Raw genomic sequence first — 13,531 nt, 5'->3', positions numbered from 1 at the left:
CGTCCGGGCTTTTTCATTGGGGCGGGACCGCTCGGGCCCGAATCTTTCTGACGCTCAGTGGCCGAGCCAATCCTTCAACTCGTCGGCGTGTTCTTCCTCGTCGGAAAGAATGTCTTCGAGCATGCGGCGGGTTGTCGGGTCCTTGTCGCCGATCAGCACGATCATCTGGCGGTACGCCTCGACGGCAATGCGCTCGGCCACCAGGTTGGCACGCACCATGGCCTGCAGGTCGGTCGATTCGTCGTAGCCGGCATGGCTGCGCTCCAGCAGGTGCGTCGGGGCGAAATCGGGTTCGCCGCCCAGTTGCACGATGCGCTCGGCGATGCGGTCGGCGTGGGCCGATTCTTCGTTGGCGTGCACCAGGAATTCTTCGGCAATCGCCGGGGACTCGACGCCGTTGGCGGTGAAGTAGTGGCGCTTGTAGCGCAGCACGCACACCAGCTCGGTGGCGAGCGCGTCGTTCAGCAGCTTCACGACATCGTCGCGCCATGGGCCGTAGCTGGGCGTCACGGCGCCTTCGTCGAGGCTCCGGCTTGCAGCGTCGAGAGCGCTCTGGTCGAGCTCCAGGTGCTTGTGCGGCTCGGTTGTCTTCTGGGAGGAAGCATTGGCATTCATGTGGGGTCCTTTCGTGGGGAGCTTGGGTTCTTCTGCATCAACGTGTTGACGACGTCAGCCACATCGGATGTCTTCAGCACCGCTGCCAGCACGGCAGTGACCGACAGCAGTCGCCATGGCTTCACGAGCACCAGCAATGCACCGGTGGCCGCGGCGGCGGCCATGAGCTTGGCGGGCTCCTTGCGCGCGTAGTGCTCCAGCAACGGGCGAGCGAGTTGGCCCATCGCATGGGCCGGATGGCGGCGCCACCAGCGCTGCGCGACGCTGCGGGCCACGCCGGCCCAGATGCTGTTGCCGCCTCTGCGGGAAGCGTGCCGTTGATGCCCCGGCTCGCCCGATGCGTCGTGGTGCGCGTATTCGAGTTCGTCTTCGGTATCGCCATCGAGCGCCTGACGATCGTGGTCGCGAGCCTCGCCGCCTTGGAGTTGCCGCACCAGCGCGCGGCGCGAATTGGCAAGGCGCTGCTGCGGAGTCAACGAGGAGCGTTCGGTATTAGCGGCCATGGTCGGCTCCAGCAGTGCGCAAGGCCTGGAGGTCGGCCTCCAGTTGCGCGCGAAGGTCGTCGAAACCGTAGCTTTGGCTGGGGCGCGTTGCATACCAGCCGCAGACAGCCGCGATCACCACGGCCACCGCCGGCACGGCCACCAGCACCCAGTGAAAGCTGCCATGCAGCACGCCCAGCAGAACGGCCACGCCGATCAGACCGAGGGCCAGCATGACGCTGGCTGCTGCCAGCACGCCCGCGACGATGCGGGCGACGAGGCCGCGCCCGGCCTCAGCAGACTCTTGGCGGACGAGGGCGGCGTAATTGGCGAGGTGTTCAGCAACGAGGTCCGGATGCCCGAGCACCGTGGAGAAAATCGGATGAAGCATGGTGCCGGGGATCGAGGGAACTGAGAAAACTCAAGCGGTCAGTAGTCGTCCCGGCTGCGGCGGCTGGCCAGCACGATGAGCGCCGTGATGGCGGCGCCTGCAGCGGCGGCCAGCAGCACCGAGCGAACGGGCTGGTCGGAGATGTAGCGGCCGGTGACGTCGGCAGCGGCCTCGAGGCGGCGCTGCGCACGTGCGCTGGTGGTCGATGCGGCGTCCAGGCCGCGCTGAACGGCTTGCTGCACGCGGGCTGCGAGCTGCTCGACGGCAGGCTCGGTGTCGCGGCGCAATTCGCGGACCTTTTCGCCCGCCGCATTCACCGCGTTCTGTGCATAGGCGCGGGTCGATTCGACCGCGTCGTTGGCGGTCTGGCGCGCCTCGTCGGCGAGTTGCGAAGGGGTCTTGGTCGTCGTGTTCATGGGAGAGTCCTTTCCGGGGAGATGAAATGCGGGAGCCTGTTGATCGTAACTACGCTACTTGCGTCGTAGCAAGCCAGCCAGGAAGCTCGCGATGGCGAGCACGGCGAAGATCACGAAAAGAATCTTGGCGATCCCGACTGCACTGGCTGCAATCCCACCAAAGCCGAACAATGCGGCAATGAGTGCGATGACCAGAAACACCACGGCGTAATGCAACATGTGGAACTCCTTCGAGGCTTCCCTCGTTGTTTTTGAGAACGGCGCATCCGGTCTTCATGGGAAGCATCGGATGGCACAGGAGCAACCTTAAGTGGGGCCTCTTCGGCACCCTGTCAGCGACCGGGGGCGGGGAGCGTAGGAGACGACCGAGTCCGCCCGCGCCGGGGTGTGACGCAATGCCGTTCTGCGGATCGCGCTCAGGCCGGCTTGACCACGGGTAGCATCGCGCTCAGGCGCGTGCCCCGGCCGGGCGTCGACGAAATCGTGAGCTTGCCGCGCGCCGCTTCCACCCGGTGGCGCATGCCCGCCAGCCCGTGCGTGGACGGGCGCATGCGCTGCGTGTCGAAGCCCTTGCCGTTGTCCGAGACCTCCACGATCACGTGGTTCTCGTAGTTCTTCATCACGATCGTCGCTTCGCCGGCCTCGGCGTACTTGCCGATGTTGGTCAGGCTCTCCTGCACCATGCGGTAGATCGTGAGCTGGCGCGATTCGTCCAGCGTCACCGGCTCCAGCGCCATCTCGACCTGCAGCCCCGAGCGCTCTGCGAACTCGCGCCCCAGGATCTCCAGCGACGCGACCAGCCCGAGGTTCGACAGCGACGAGGGTCGCAGGTCTTCGATGATCCGCCGCTTGAGCGCGATGCCGCTGTTGAGCAGTTCGGTCAGATGCTGCAGGCGCGTGGTGGCGTCGGGCGACTCCGCCAGGCGCGACTTGAGCCGCGCGACGTCCAGCTTGGCGGCGGTGAGCAGCGAGCCGAGCTCGTCGTGCAGCTCGCGCGCGAGATACCCGCGCTCGGTTTCCCGCACGTCCTGCAGGTGGGTGGCCAGCTCGGCCAGCGAGGCGGTGCGCTCGCGCACCTCGTCTTCGAGCGCGTTGCGCTCGCGCTGCAGGGCTTCCTGCTGGCGCTCGCCGATGGAGCGCAGGGCGTGCGTCTGCCGAAGGTAGAGAAAGAAGGCGATCAGCGCCGCGAGCGCCACCACGGCCGTGCCGATGCGCGCGAGCTGCAGCGACCGCAGCACTTGCGTCTGGCCGTCGTGCAGGGTCTTGTTGCTCACCTTGACCAGCTGGAGCGCGGTGGCGCGGATGGCCTCCATTTCCTCCCGCCCCACATCGGTCGTGATGACGAATTTCCAGGCGTCTTCCTTGCCGTCCTGGCGCAGCCGCACGCTCATGTCCATTTCGGCGACCTTGCGCAGCACGTGCTTCGAGAGTTCGGCGATCTGGGCCGTTTCGGCCGGCCGTTCGGCGTACAGCTGCCGCAGGGTCGCGAGATTGCCGTCGACCTCCTTGATCGCCGTGTCGTAGGGCTGCCGGTAGCTGGCTTCGCCGGTCAGCAGATAGCCCCGCTGGCCGGTTTCGGCGTCCAGCATGTTCTGCAGGATCTGGTTGACCACGCTGCGCCCCTTCTGCGCCTCGTCGATGTCCGCCAGGGCGCGGGTGGACTGGCGAAATCCGGCCTCGTTGATACCGACGAGGGCCAGCGCGGCCAGCGCCGCGAGCAGCAGGCTCAAGGCCATTTTTGGAGGGGCTAGCCAGTGCATGAAACTTTCAAAGCTATGTTCAACGCAAGTTCGTCAATAATTGACAACATTCAGGGACCGGCATGTTGCGGCCGAGATGCGCGCAACACAACGACGAAAGTAACAGATGATCAAAATTGGAATTGTGGACGACCACGCCATCGTGCGGTCTGGACTCCGGCAGTTCTTCTCCGAGCACGTGGACCTGCGCGTGGCGGGCGAAGCGGCCAGCGGGCGCGAAGCCATCGAACTCGTACGCACCACCGAACTCGACGTGCTGGTGATGGACCTCTCCATGCCCGGGCAGAGCGGCATCGACGCCCTCGCCATGATCCGCGCCAAGGCGCCGGATGTCGGCATCCTGATCCTGAGCGGCTACCCCGAAGAGCATTACGCGATGAACCTGATCCGTCAGGGCGCGAGCGGCTACCTGAACAAGGAATGCGATCCGATCGAGATCGTGAACGCCATCCGCACCATCTCGCTGGGCCGCCGCTACATCACGCCCGCCGTGGCCGAACTGCTCGCGCGCCAGCTCGACCGCAAGGACGACGCCGCGCCGCACGAACAGCTCTCGGAGCGCGAGTTCCAGGTGTTCCTGAAGCTGGCCAAGGGCGAGACCGCAGGCGACATCGCCAAGACGCTGTCGCTGTCGGTGAAGACGGTGAGCACCTACCGCACGCGCTTGATGGAGAAGATGAATCTCTCCTCCAACAGCGACCTCACGTACTACGCGCTGAAGAACAAGCTCATCGACTGAGCTTCCAGGCCTCGGGCTGGTTTCAAGGCGAAGCGCGCAACGCCTTCGCCTGCTCGATGCAGAAATCGACCAGCGCGTCGATTTCATTCGATTTGTCGAACACCGCGTCCACACCGAATTCGGCGCAGCGCCGCCGGATGTCGGGTGTCGCGTAATTGCTGAGCACGACCACCTTCTGGGTCGGCTTGCGTGACTGGCAGGCCTGCAGAACCCCCAGCCCGCTTCCCTGCTTGAGGAAAAGATCGACGATGGCAAGGTCCCACTCGTTGCCGGCGCCGAGCAGCCAGGCACGCGCGCGATCTTCGGTCTCGGCGAATCCGACGACCGTGGTGCAGGTGAGTTCTTCCAGAGTGCCAATGAGGTTTTCACGGATCGTGAGGTTGTCTTCGACGACGTATGTCTGCAATCTGGAGTCCATGCCGAGCCGCGCTTCCTCTCACGTTGGCGGATGCATCCCTACGTCGTCCCGCTGACGGGAATGCCTGCAGAGGAGCTTGAGGCTCCGCCGAAGCGCATCATGCAGGGTTCATGGACCGGGCGTTGTAGGCGTGTTCCGACGAGGTCGTTGGCGGTGCGTTGCCCGTAGGCAATACCGCACGGTTGTTGCGGTTCGTTGCCGACCCGGCGATCGACGCAGGAAGGTTATTCAGACGATATGGCTACGAACATCCTTCGCACTCGCCCGCTGTGGCAAAAACTGCTGGCTTCGCTCGTGCTGCTGTTCGTCGCCTTGCTGCTTGTCCTCGTGTTCTTTCCGTGGGACGTGCTGCGTGAGCCGGTCAACCGCTACGTGAGCGAGAAGACCGGGCGCAAGTTCGAGATCACCCGGCGGCTCGACGTCGATCTCGGCTGGCGCGCCGCCACGGTGAAATTCGACGGCATCGAATTCGCCAACCCTTCGTGGGCGCGCGACCCCTATCTCGTGAAAGCGGACCGCGCCGAGTTCGACATCCGGATCTGGCCGCTGGTCACCAGCAAGATCGTCATTCCGCGCCTCGCGCTCTTCTCGCCCACGCTCGGGCTGCAGATGGAGCAGGACGGGCGCCGCACCTGGGCGTTCGGCAAGGACACCTCCGACGGGGGCACGGTGCCGAGCATCGGCCTCATGCAGATCGACAGCGGGGCCATCGATTTCCTCGCCAAGCACCTGGGCGTCGACCTGCACGCCGACGTCAAATACGACACGAGCCTGGGGGCGATGCCTCTCAGCTACCGCATCAAGGGCCGTTACAAGGGCCAGCCGCTGACGGCCGACGGCCGCACCGGCAACGTGCTGCAGATCAACGCGGCCGGCGCGCCGCCGTTTCCGCTCGAGATCAACGCGGCGGCGGGCCAGACCAAGCTCAAGGCGTCCGGCACCGTGGCCGAACTGGCGAGCCTCGACGGCGTCGACGCCAAGTTCCAGCTCAAGGGCCAGACGTTGGGCGCGCTGTTCCCGTTGCTGGGCATCGCGCTGCCGCAAACCTCGCCCTACGCGCTGAGCGGCGACCTGAGCAAGCGCGGCACGCTCTGGCAGGTGGCCGGGCTCAAGGGCAAGCTGGGCCTGTCCGACATCGCCGGCGACATGCGCTTCGACCAGGCCACCCAGGTGCCCTACCTCGCTGGCGACCTGCGCTCGAAGGTGATGGACATGGACGACCTCGGCCCGCTCATCGGCCTGCCGCCCACCGCGCGATCGGCCGGCGCGGTCGAAGGCGTGGCGCCGCCGCCGAGCATCACGCAGGTCAGGCGTCCGGCCGGCGCCAAGGTGCTGCCGACGGCACCACTGGATTTCGAACGCCTGCGCGCGATGAACGCCGACGTCAAATACACGGCCGACCGCATCCAGAACGTGCGCGAGATTCCCCTCGACCGCGGCAGCGTGCAGGTGAAGCTCAAAGACGGCGTGCTGACGCTCGATCCGCTCGACCTGGGCGTGGGCGGCGGCAAGCTGGCCGGCGCGATCCGCATCGACGCGGCGAAGAACCCGGCGGACATCCGCGCCTCGCTCGACCTGCGCGGCATGCAGCTCGCGCGCCTGTTCCCCAAACTGGAGACGACGGGCAACAGCGTCGGGCGGATCGACGGACGACTCAACCTTTCGGGCTCCGGCAACTCGGTGGCCACGTGGCTCGGCGGCTCGTCGGGCGATGTGGCGGTGCTGGCGGGGCGCGGCCAGTTCGGCAACCTGCTGCCGGTGTTCGCAACGCTGGTGGGCGGGGACATCATCAAGTTCCTGCTGCGTGGCGACCGCAATGTCGAGCTGCGATGCGCGGCCGTGGCGTTCGACGTGAACAAGGGGCTGATGACGGGCCGCACGCTCGTGGTGGACACGACCAATGCCTTGTTCACCGCCACCGGGCAGGCCAGCCTCGCGAACGAGACGCTGAACTTCGAGGTGCACCCGGAGCCCAAGTCGAAGAACATCCTTTCGCTGCGCACGCCGCTGGTGGTCCGCGGCACGTTCGGCGATCCCTCGGGTGGCGTCGCGGTGGGGCCGCTGGCCGGACGCGGGCTGGCCGCGCTCGCGCTGGGCGCCGTCAATCCGCTGCTGGCGCTGGCCGCGACCATCGAGACCGGGCCGGGCCAGGATGCCGATTGCAAGGATGTGGTGGCGGGCGCCAACAAGCCCACCGCTGGTGCCGCGGCTCAGGGTGCAGCCCGGGCCAAGGGCGCAAAGCAGCCTTGAGTCTTTAAAGGAACGGGGCGGCGGCGCGCTGCGCGCAGACGCTGCAGTGCGGATCGCGCGCGACGCGCAGGGTGTCGAAGCTGGTGCTGCGCCCGTCGAACATCAACAGCTTGCCCGCGAGCGATGGGCCGATGCCCGCGAGCATCTTCAAGGCTTCGCTGGCCTGCAGCGTGCCGATGGTCCCGACGACGGGACCGAACACACCCAGTACCGCGCAACGCGTTTCCTCGAAGGCCGCATCGGGCGGGAAGAGGCAGGCGTAGCAGGGGGAGGCCGCATCGCGCGTGTCGTACACGCTCAACTGGCCGTCGAAGCGGATGGCAGCGCCCGCCACCAAGGGCTTGCCGTGCGTCACGCAGGCGCGGTTGACGGCATGGCGGGTCGCGAAGTTGTCGCAGCAATCGACCACCACATCGGCTGCCGCAACGAGGCGTGACAGCAGGGCCTCATCGGCGCGCAACGCATGCGTTTCGATGGCGATGTCGGGGTTGATGTCGCGCATCGCCTGTGCGGCGGACTCGACCTTGGGGCTGCCCACGCGGGCGTTGGTGTGTGCGACCTGGCGCTGGAGGTTGGTGAGGTCGACTTCGTCGTCGTCCACCAGCGTGATGTGGCCGACGCCGGCTGCCGCCAGGTAGAGCGCTACCGGAGAACCCAATCCGCCCGCACCGATGACCAATGCGCGGCCGGCACTGACGCGCGCTTGGCCGTCGATGCCGAACTCTTCCAGAAGAATGTGCCGCGAATAGCGCAGCAGGTCGTGATCGTCCATGCGCGCCCGGGTCTTCGCGAATGAAGAAGCCGCCGCCGGGTCGAACCGCACCTTGCGCGCGGTCCGTTCACCGGCTTCAGTTTTCCTTCTTCTCGTCCTTGTTTTCCACGATGACCTGTGTCTTGCTCACGAGCACAGGCTGGCCCTTGAGGCGGTTGAGCGCCTGCACCAGCGGGAAGTCCTTGTCGGTGCCGAACTCGGGCGTCTTGCGGTCCTGCGGCGGCTTCTTGGCTTCTTCCTCGAGGCGCTTGCGGGCTTCGTCGCGGGCCTTTTCGCGTTCCGGGTCCTTGGTCTCGGGGCCCTGGCCGCTGGCCAGGTGCTTCTCGAGATCGGCCTCGCGCATGCGAAGGGCCGCGAACGGGCTGCCTTCGGCGCTTTCGTCGACCAGCACGTTGGGCACGATGCCCTTGGCCTGGATCGAGGTGCCGCTCGGCGTGTAGTAGCGCGCCGTGGTGATCTTGAGACCGGTGTCCGGACCGAGCGGGCGCACGGTCTGCACCGAGCCCTTGCCGAAGGTCTGGCTGCCCATGACGATCGCACGCTTGTGGTCCTGCAGGGCACCGGCCACGATTTCGCTCGCGGAGGCCGAGCCTTCGTTGACCAGCACCACCAGCGGCACGTTCTTCAGGGCGGCGGGCAGGTTGCGCAGCGGGTCGCTGCCGGAGCGGCGCTGGTAGAACTCGGGCGCCGCCTTGTAGACCGACTTGCTCTCGGCCAGCTGGCCGTCGGTGGTCACCACCGTCACGTTCTCGGGCAGGAAGGCCGAAGACACCGCCACCGCCGCGTCGAGCAGGCCGCCCGGGTCGTTGCGCAGGTCGAGCACCAGGCCCTTGAGGTTCGGCTCTTCCTTGTACAGGTCTTCGACCTTCTTCACGAAGTCGTCGACGGTGCGTTCCTGGAACTGCGACAGGCGGATCCAGCCGTAGCCGGGTTCCATGATCTTGCCGCGTACCGACTGGGTACGGATTTCTTCGCGCGTGATCGTGACCGGGAAGGTGCGGCTTTCGTCCTTGCGGAAGATGGTGAGCAGCACCTTGGTGTTGGCCTCGCCGCGCATGCGCTTGACCGCTTCGTTGAGCGAGAGGCCGCGCACGGCGGTGTCGTCGATCTTGGTGATCAGGTCGTTGGGCTTCAAGCCCGCACGGAAGGCCGGCGAGCCTTCGATGGGCGAGACCACCTTGATGAGCCCGTCTTCCTGGGAGATCTCGATGCCGACGCCGACGAAGCGGCCGGTCGTGCCTTCCCTGAATTCCTTGAAGGACTTCTTGTCGAAGTACTGGGAATGCGGATCGAGCCCGGCAACCATGCCGGAAATGGCGTCGGAAATGAGCTTCTTTTCGTCGACCGGCTCGACATAGTCACTCTTGACCATGCCGAACACGGCGGCGAGCTGCTGCAATTCCTCGAGCGGGAGCGGCGCAAGCGATCCGCGTGCGACCGTCTGCAGGGAGACGGTGGTCAGGACGCCAGCTACGGCGCCGGCGGCGACCCAGCCGGTGATCTTCAGTTTCTGGCCCATCATGAGTGGTTGTCCTTGTCGGCGGCTGTCGAACCAATATACACAGCTTGGAAGCAATTTGTTTGCCGGGGTTCCACGGGGGGACCGGCACGCGGGGGTTTTCTTTTCAGCCCTTGCCTTGCGAAGCCACCGCGGCCGCGGCCTTTTCGGCAGCGGCTGCATCGCCGAGGTAGTAGTGGCGCAGGGGCTTCAAGTCGTCGTCCAGTTCGTAGACCAGCGGAATGCCGTTCGGGATGTTCAGCCCGACGATGGCGTCGTCCGAGATGCCGTCCAGGTACTTCACCAGCGCCCGGATAGAGTTGCCGTGGGCCGCCACGACCAGGCGGCGCCCGGTGCGGATGGCCGGCGCCATCGATTCGTTCCAGAACGGCAGCACGCGTGCGACCGTGTCCTTCAGGCACTCCGTCAGCGGAATCTGCTCGGGCGAGAGCTTGGCGTAGCGCACGTCGCTGCGTTCGCTGCGCGGATCGTCCGCTTCCAGCGGCGGCGGCGGGGTGCTGTAGCTGCGGCGCCAGACCAGCACCTGCTCGTCGCCGTACTTCTTGGCGGTTTCGGCCTTGTTCAGGCCCTGCAGGCCGCCGTAGTGGCGCTCGTTCAGGCGCCAGGAGTGCACCACCGGCAGCCAGGTGCGATCGAGTTCGTCCAGCGTGTGCCAGAGGGTGCGGGTGGCGCGCTTCAAGACGCTGGTGTAGGCCACGTCGAAGTCGTAGCCCTCGGCCTTGAGCAGCCGGCCGGCCTGCTTGGCCTGTTCCACGCCGGTCTCGGTCAGGTCGACGTCGGTCCAACCGGTGAAGCGGTTTTCGAGATTCCAGGTCGATTCGCCGTGGCGGATCAGTACCAGTTTGTGCATGTCGGAGGCCTTTGGATGCGCTTGGGAAAACCAGCATTCTAAAATCCCGGGTTTGCCATCCAAGGAACCCCCGTGAAATTGATCGAATTCGTCACCGCGAACTGGATGCTGATCCTGATCGCACTCAGCTCGGGCGGCATGCTGGCCTGGCCGCTGATCCGGGGTTCTGGCGGCGGAACGCTCACGGCCCAGGGCGCCGTGCAGCTCATCAACCGCGAGCGCGCCGTGCTGGTCGACGTGCGCGAACCCGAAGAATTCGCCACCGGCCACATGATCGGCGCCAAGAACGTGCCCCTGAACCAGCTCGACGAGAAGCTGACCAGCACGGTCAAGAACAAGAACGTGCCGCTGCTTCTGGTGTGCGCCACCGGCGCCCGCGCCCAGCGCGCCGTGGCCATGGCCAAGAAACTCGGTTACGAGCAGGCCCAAGCGGTGGCCGGCGGGCTCAAGGCCTGGAAAGAAGCTAATCTGCCTGTTGAAAAGGCCTGAAACTTCCCCGAGATAGAGCGTATGCAAGCCGTCAAGATGTACACCACCGCCGTCTGCCCCTACTGCATTCGCGCGAAGCAGATCCTCAAGTCCAAGGGCGTCGAGCAGATCGAAGAGATCCGCATCGACACCGACCCGGAGGCCCGCAACACCATGATGGAGATCACCCAGCGCCGCACGGTGCCGCAGATCTTCATCGGCGACACCCACGTGGGCGGCTGCGACGACCTGATGGCCCTGGACAGCCGCGGCGGCCTCGTTCCGCTGCTCCAGTCAGCCTGAAACAGGGCGTAGCCAAAGCCGTCTTGCGGGCGGGCGATAATCGCCTGCTCATCCATCTGCAGCCCGCTGCGGGAACCTCTCCCCGGCGGGCATTGTTTTGATCCTCGAAAGTTCAGCCATGGCCGACCAGCAAGCCCAAGATCCCATCTTCCAGATCCAGCGCGTCTACCTCAAGGACCTGTCGCTCGAGCAACCCAATTCGCCCGCGATCCTGCTGGAGCAGGAACAACCCACCGTCGACATCCAGCTCGGCGTGGACGCCCAGCCCGTGGCCGAAGGCATCTTCGAGATCACCGTCTCGGCCACCGTGCAGACCAAGATCCAGGACAAGACCGTGTTCCTGGTCGAAGCCAAGCAAGCCGGCATCTTCGAGATCCGCAACCTGCCCGAAGACCAGATGGGCGCCATCCTTGGCATCGCATGCCCGCAGATCGTCTACCCGTACCTGCGCGGCAACGTGGCCGACGTGATCCAGCGCGGCGGCTTCCCGCCCGTGCACCTGGCCGAAATCAACTTCCAGGCCATGTACGAGCAGCAGCAGGCACAGGCCGCCGGCCAGCCTGCACCGACGCTCGCTCAGTAAACACGGCACAACGCCGCCAACGCCGATGAAGATCTGCGTTCATGGCGCCGGTGCCTGGGGCACGGCGGTGGCCGTCAATGCCGCCGCCCGCCACGAGGTCACGCTCTGGGCACGCGATGCGGCCCAGGCCGATGCCATTTCGAAGGCCCGCGAGAACACCCGCTACCTGCCGGGGCTGGCCCTGCCGGCCTCGCTCGCGGTGCGGGCGGGCGATATCGGCCAAGCGCATGCCGGCGCCGACCTTGTCATCGTGGCCACACCGATGGCCGCTTTGCGTGAACAGCTCGTCGCGCTGCGCGGCTGCACCGCGCCGGTCGCCTGGCTGTGCAAGGGCGTCGAGCCCGCGCGCGATGCCACGTCTTTTGGCCTGCTCGCCCATGAAATATGGGCGCAGGCTGCTCCCGATTTGATAGCTGGCGTTCTCAGCGGTCCGAGCTTCGCGCAGGAAGTCGCCGAAGGCCGCCCGACCGCGCTGGTCGCCGCCAGCCCACATGCCGCGGTGCGCGATGCGCTCGTCGATGCTTTCCACGGACCGGCACTGCGCGTCTATGCCAACGAAGACATCGTGGGTGTCGAAGTGGGCGGCGCGGTCAAGAACGTGCTCGCCATCGCGACGGGCCTGTGCGACGGCCTCGCGCTCGGGCTCAATGCCCGCGCGGCTCTCATCACGCGCGGCCTGACTGAAATGACCCGCTTCGGCCTCGCGCTCGGCGCCCGTGCCGAAACCTTCATGGGCCTCTCAGGCCTCGGCGATCTCGTGCTGACTTCCACCGGCGACCTGTCGCGCAACCGCAAGGTCGGCCTGCTGCTGGCCCAGGGCCGCACGCTGGCGCAAGCGGTCGATTCGCTGGGCCACGTGGCCGAAGGTGTGTACTGCGCGCGCACCGTGGTGCAGCGCGCACGCGGCCTGGGCATCGAGATGCCCATCGCCGAAGGTGTGGTCGCTCTGCTCGACGGCCGCGTGAGTCCACAGGACGCTGTCGCCGCGCTCACGGGGCGCGACCCGGTGCCCGAATCGGTCCAACCCGGCGCCGCGGCTTCCCCTCGTCAATCCTCTTAAAAAAACGCAGAGACAAAGAGCCATGAGCCTTCGCTTCGATTTTTCAGCGTCGGCCGTGGCCGCGCTGGCCCTGTCCGACGCCACGCGCGCCCTGCAGGAAGACGTCGCCGACGGCGACCTCACCGCATCCCTGGTCGATCCCGCCCGCAAGGCGCGCGCCCGCGTGCTGGCGCGCGAAGCCGCCGTGGTGTGTGGCGCGCCCTGGGTCGAGGCGACGATCAGGCAACTCGATCCCGAGGCCCGCATCACCTGGCTCTGCGCCGAAGGCGAACGCTGCGCGGCCGACCAGACCGTGCTGGAAATCGAAGGCACCGCCCGCGCGCTGCTGACGGCCGAGCGCACCTCGCTCAACTTCCTGCAACTGCTGAGCGCGGTCGCCACCAAGACCGCGCTGTACGCCGACGCCGTCGAAGGCACGCGCGCCCGCATCGTCGACACCCGCAAGACGCTGCCCGGCCTGCGCCTCGCGCAGAAGTACGCCGTGCGCACCGGCGGCGGGCTGAACCACCGCATCGGCCTCTACGACGCGGTGCTCATCAAGGAAAACCACATCGTCGCGGCCGGCGGTGTCGCCGCGGCGCTGCGCTCGGTGGCGCCGGGGGCTTCGCAGGCCGACTTCGTCGAAGTCGAGGTCGAAACGCTGGCCCAGTTGCGCGAGGCGCTCGGCGCCGGCGCGCGCATGGTGCTGCTCGACAACATGGACCTGCCCACGCTGCGCGAGGCCGTCCGCATCAACGACGAAGCGGGCGCTGACCGCAAGGCCGTGCTCGAGATTTCGGGCGGTGTCACGCTCGAGGGCCTGCGCGCCCTGGCCGAGACGGGTGTCGACCGTATCTCGGTCGGTGCGTTGACCAAGGATGTCAAAGCCATCGATTTCTCGATGCGTTTCCAGGAAAGCTGATCCG

At 66.5% G+C, this 13,531-nt stretch carries 17 protein-coding genes; 7 read left to right on the top strand and 10 right to left on the bottom strand.

The window, feature by feature from the left end:
* Nucleotides 1-54 precede the first annotated feature (54 nt).
* From VARPA_RS23845 to VARPA_RS23820, 6 genes are all read right to left on the bottom strand, one after another.
* The gene (locus tag VARPA_RS23845; RefSeq protein ID WP_013543150.1) at nt 55-615 is read right to left on the bottom strand and encodes a ferritin-like domain-containing protein; all 561 of its coding nucleotides are present in this window, start codon (nt 613-615) and stop codon (nt 55-57) included.
* Nucleotides 612-1,118 carry a hypothetical protein gene (locus VARPA_RS23840; protein WP_013543149.1) on the bottom strand — a complete coding sequence of 169 codons (507 nt, stop codon included), beginning with the start codon at nt 1,116-1,118 and terminating at the stop codon, nt 612-614. Before VARPA_RS23840 ends, VARPA_RS23845 begins: the two co-directional genes overlap by 4 nt.
* Nucleotides 1,108-1,488, bottom strand: a complete 381-nt coding sequence (locus VARPA_RS23835) for a phage holin family protein (protein WP_013543148.1) — start codon at nt 1,486-1,488, stop codon at nt 1,108-1,110. The genes VARPA_RS23840 and VARPA_RS23835 overlap by 11 nt, the downstream gene beginning before the upstream one ends.
* Nucleotides 1,489-1,526: 38 nt before the next feature.
* Entirely contained in the window at nt 1,527-1,904 is a 378-nt protein-coding gene (locus tag VARPA_RS23830; RefSeq protein ID WP_013543147.1) for a hypothetical protein, read from the bottom strand.
* A gap of 54 nt (nt 1,905-1,958) precedes the next feature.
* Complete coding sequence (locus VARPA_RS30800) at nt 1,959-2,123, bottom strand: DUF1328 domain-containing protein (protein ID WP_013543146.1); 165 nt, start codon at nt 2,121-2,123, stop codon at nt 1,959-1,961.
* Between the two features lie 197 nt (nt 2,124-2,320).
* Nucleotides 2,321-3,640: a CHASE3 domain-containing protein gene (locus tag VARPA_RS23820; RefSeq protein ID WP_041943025.1), complete on the bottom strand. Its 1,320-nt coding sequence runs from the start codon at nt 3,638-3,640 to the stop codon at nt 2,321-2,323.
* A 130-nt stretch (nt 3,641-3,770) separates the two neighbouring features.
* Between VARPA_RS23820 and VARPA_RS23815 the strand changes: the two genes are divergently transcribed.
* A complete protein-coding gene (locus tag VARPA_RS23815; protein WP_007837167.1) occupies nt 3,771-4,403 on the top strand; it encodes a response regulator transcription factor in 633 nt (210 codons plus the stop codon).
* A 22-nt stretch (nt 4,404-4,425) separates the two neighbouring features.
* On the opposite strand, the gene VARPA_RS23810 is transcribed toward VARPA_RS23815, so the two are convergent.
* Entirely contained in the window at nt 4,426-4,821 is a 396-nt protein-coding gene (locus VARPA_RS23810) for a response regulator (RefSeq protein WP_013543144.1), read from the bottom strand.
* Nucleotides 4,822-5,058: 237 nt separating this feature from the next.
* Between VARPA_RS23810 and VARPA_RS23805 the strand changes: the two genes are divergently transcribed.
* Entirely contained in the window at nt 5,059-7,071 is a 2,013-nt protein-coding gene (locus tag VARPA_RS23805; protein ID WP_013543143.1) for an AsmA family protein, read from the top strand.
* A gap of 4 nt (nt 7,072-7,075) precedes the next feature.
* Here VARPA_RS23805 and VARPA_RS23800 read toward each other — a convergent pair whose 3' ends face one another.
* The 3 genes from VARPA_RS23800 to gpmA all read right to left on the bottom strand — a co-directional run bounded on the left by VARPA_RS23800 (nt 7,076) and on the right by gpmA (nt 10,212).
* Entirely contained in the window at nt 7,076-7,843 is a 768-nt protein-coding gene (locus VARPA_RS23800) for a HesA/MoeB/ThiF family protein (protein WP_013543142.1), read from the bottom strand.
* Between the two features lie 76 nt (nt 7,844-7,919).
* The gene (locus tag VARPA_RS23795) at nt 7,920-9,362 is read right to left on the bottom strand and encodes a S41 family peptidase (RefSeq protein WP_041943962.1); all 1,443 of its coding nucleotides are present in this window, start codon (nt 9,360-9,362) and stop codon (nt 7,920-7,922) included.
* A gap of 106 nt (nt 9,363-9,468) precedes the next feature.
* Nucleotides 9,469-10,212, bottom strand: coding sequence for a 2,3-diphosphoglycerate-dependent phosphoglycerate mutase (gene gpmA / locus VARPA_RS23790; protein ID WP_013543140.1), 744 nt, complete (start codon nt 10,210-10,212; stop codon nt 9,469-9,471).
* 105 nt (nt 10,213-10,317) lie between these two features.
* Here gpmA and VARPA_RS23785 point away from each other — a divergent pair, with 105 nt between their 5' ends.
* The 5 genes from VARPA_RS23785 (at nt 10,318) to nadC (ending at nt 13,527) form a co-directional block, all read left to right on the top strand.
* Nucleotides 10,318-10,701, top strand: a complete 384-nt coding sequence (locus VARPA_RS23785) for a rhodanese-like domain-containing protein (RefSeq protein ID WP_416367512.1) — start codon at nt 10,318-10,320, stop codon at nt 10,699-10,701.
* A 21-nt stretch (nt 10,702-10,722) separates the two neighbouring features.
* A complete protein-coding gene (gene grxC, locus VARPA_RS23780) occupies nt 10,723-10,983 on the top strand; it encodes a glutaredoxin 3 (protein WP_013543138.1) in 261 nt (86 codons plus the stop codon).
* A gap of 118 nt (nt 10,984-11,101) precedes the next feature.
* Entirely contained in the window at nt 11,102-11,566 is a 465-nt protein-coding gene (secB, locus tag VARPA_RS23775; RefSeq protein ID WP_013543137.1) for a protein-export chaperone SecB, read from the top strand.
* A gap of 25 nt (nt 11,567-11,591) precedes the next feature.
* Complete coding sequence (locus VARPA_RS23770) at nt 11,592-12,626, top strand: NAD(P)H-dependent glycerol-3-phosphate dehydrogenase (protein ID WP_013543136.1); 1,035 nt, start codon at nt 11,592-11,594, stop codon at nt 12,624-12,626.
* 22 nt (nt 12,627-12,648) lie between these two features.
* The gene (nadC, locus tag VARPA_RS23765; protein ID WP_013543135.1) at nt 12,649-13,527 is read left to right on the top strand and encodes a carboxylating nicotinate-nucleotide diphosphorylase; all 879 of its coding nucleotides are present in this window, start codon (nt 12,649-12,651) and stop codon (nt 13,525-13,527) included.
* Nucleotides 13,528-13,531 lie beyond the last annotated feature (4 nt).

Source organism: Variovorax paradoxus EPS (assembly GCF_000184745.1).
Taxonomy (GTDB): Bacteria; Pseudomonadota; Gammaproteobacteria; order Burkholderiales; family Burkholderiaceae_C; genus Variovorax; species Variovorax paradoxus_C.
This window is presented reverse-complemented; position numbering and strand designations above follow the sequence as displayed.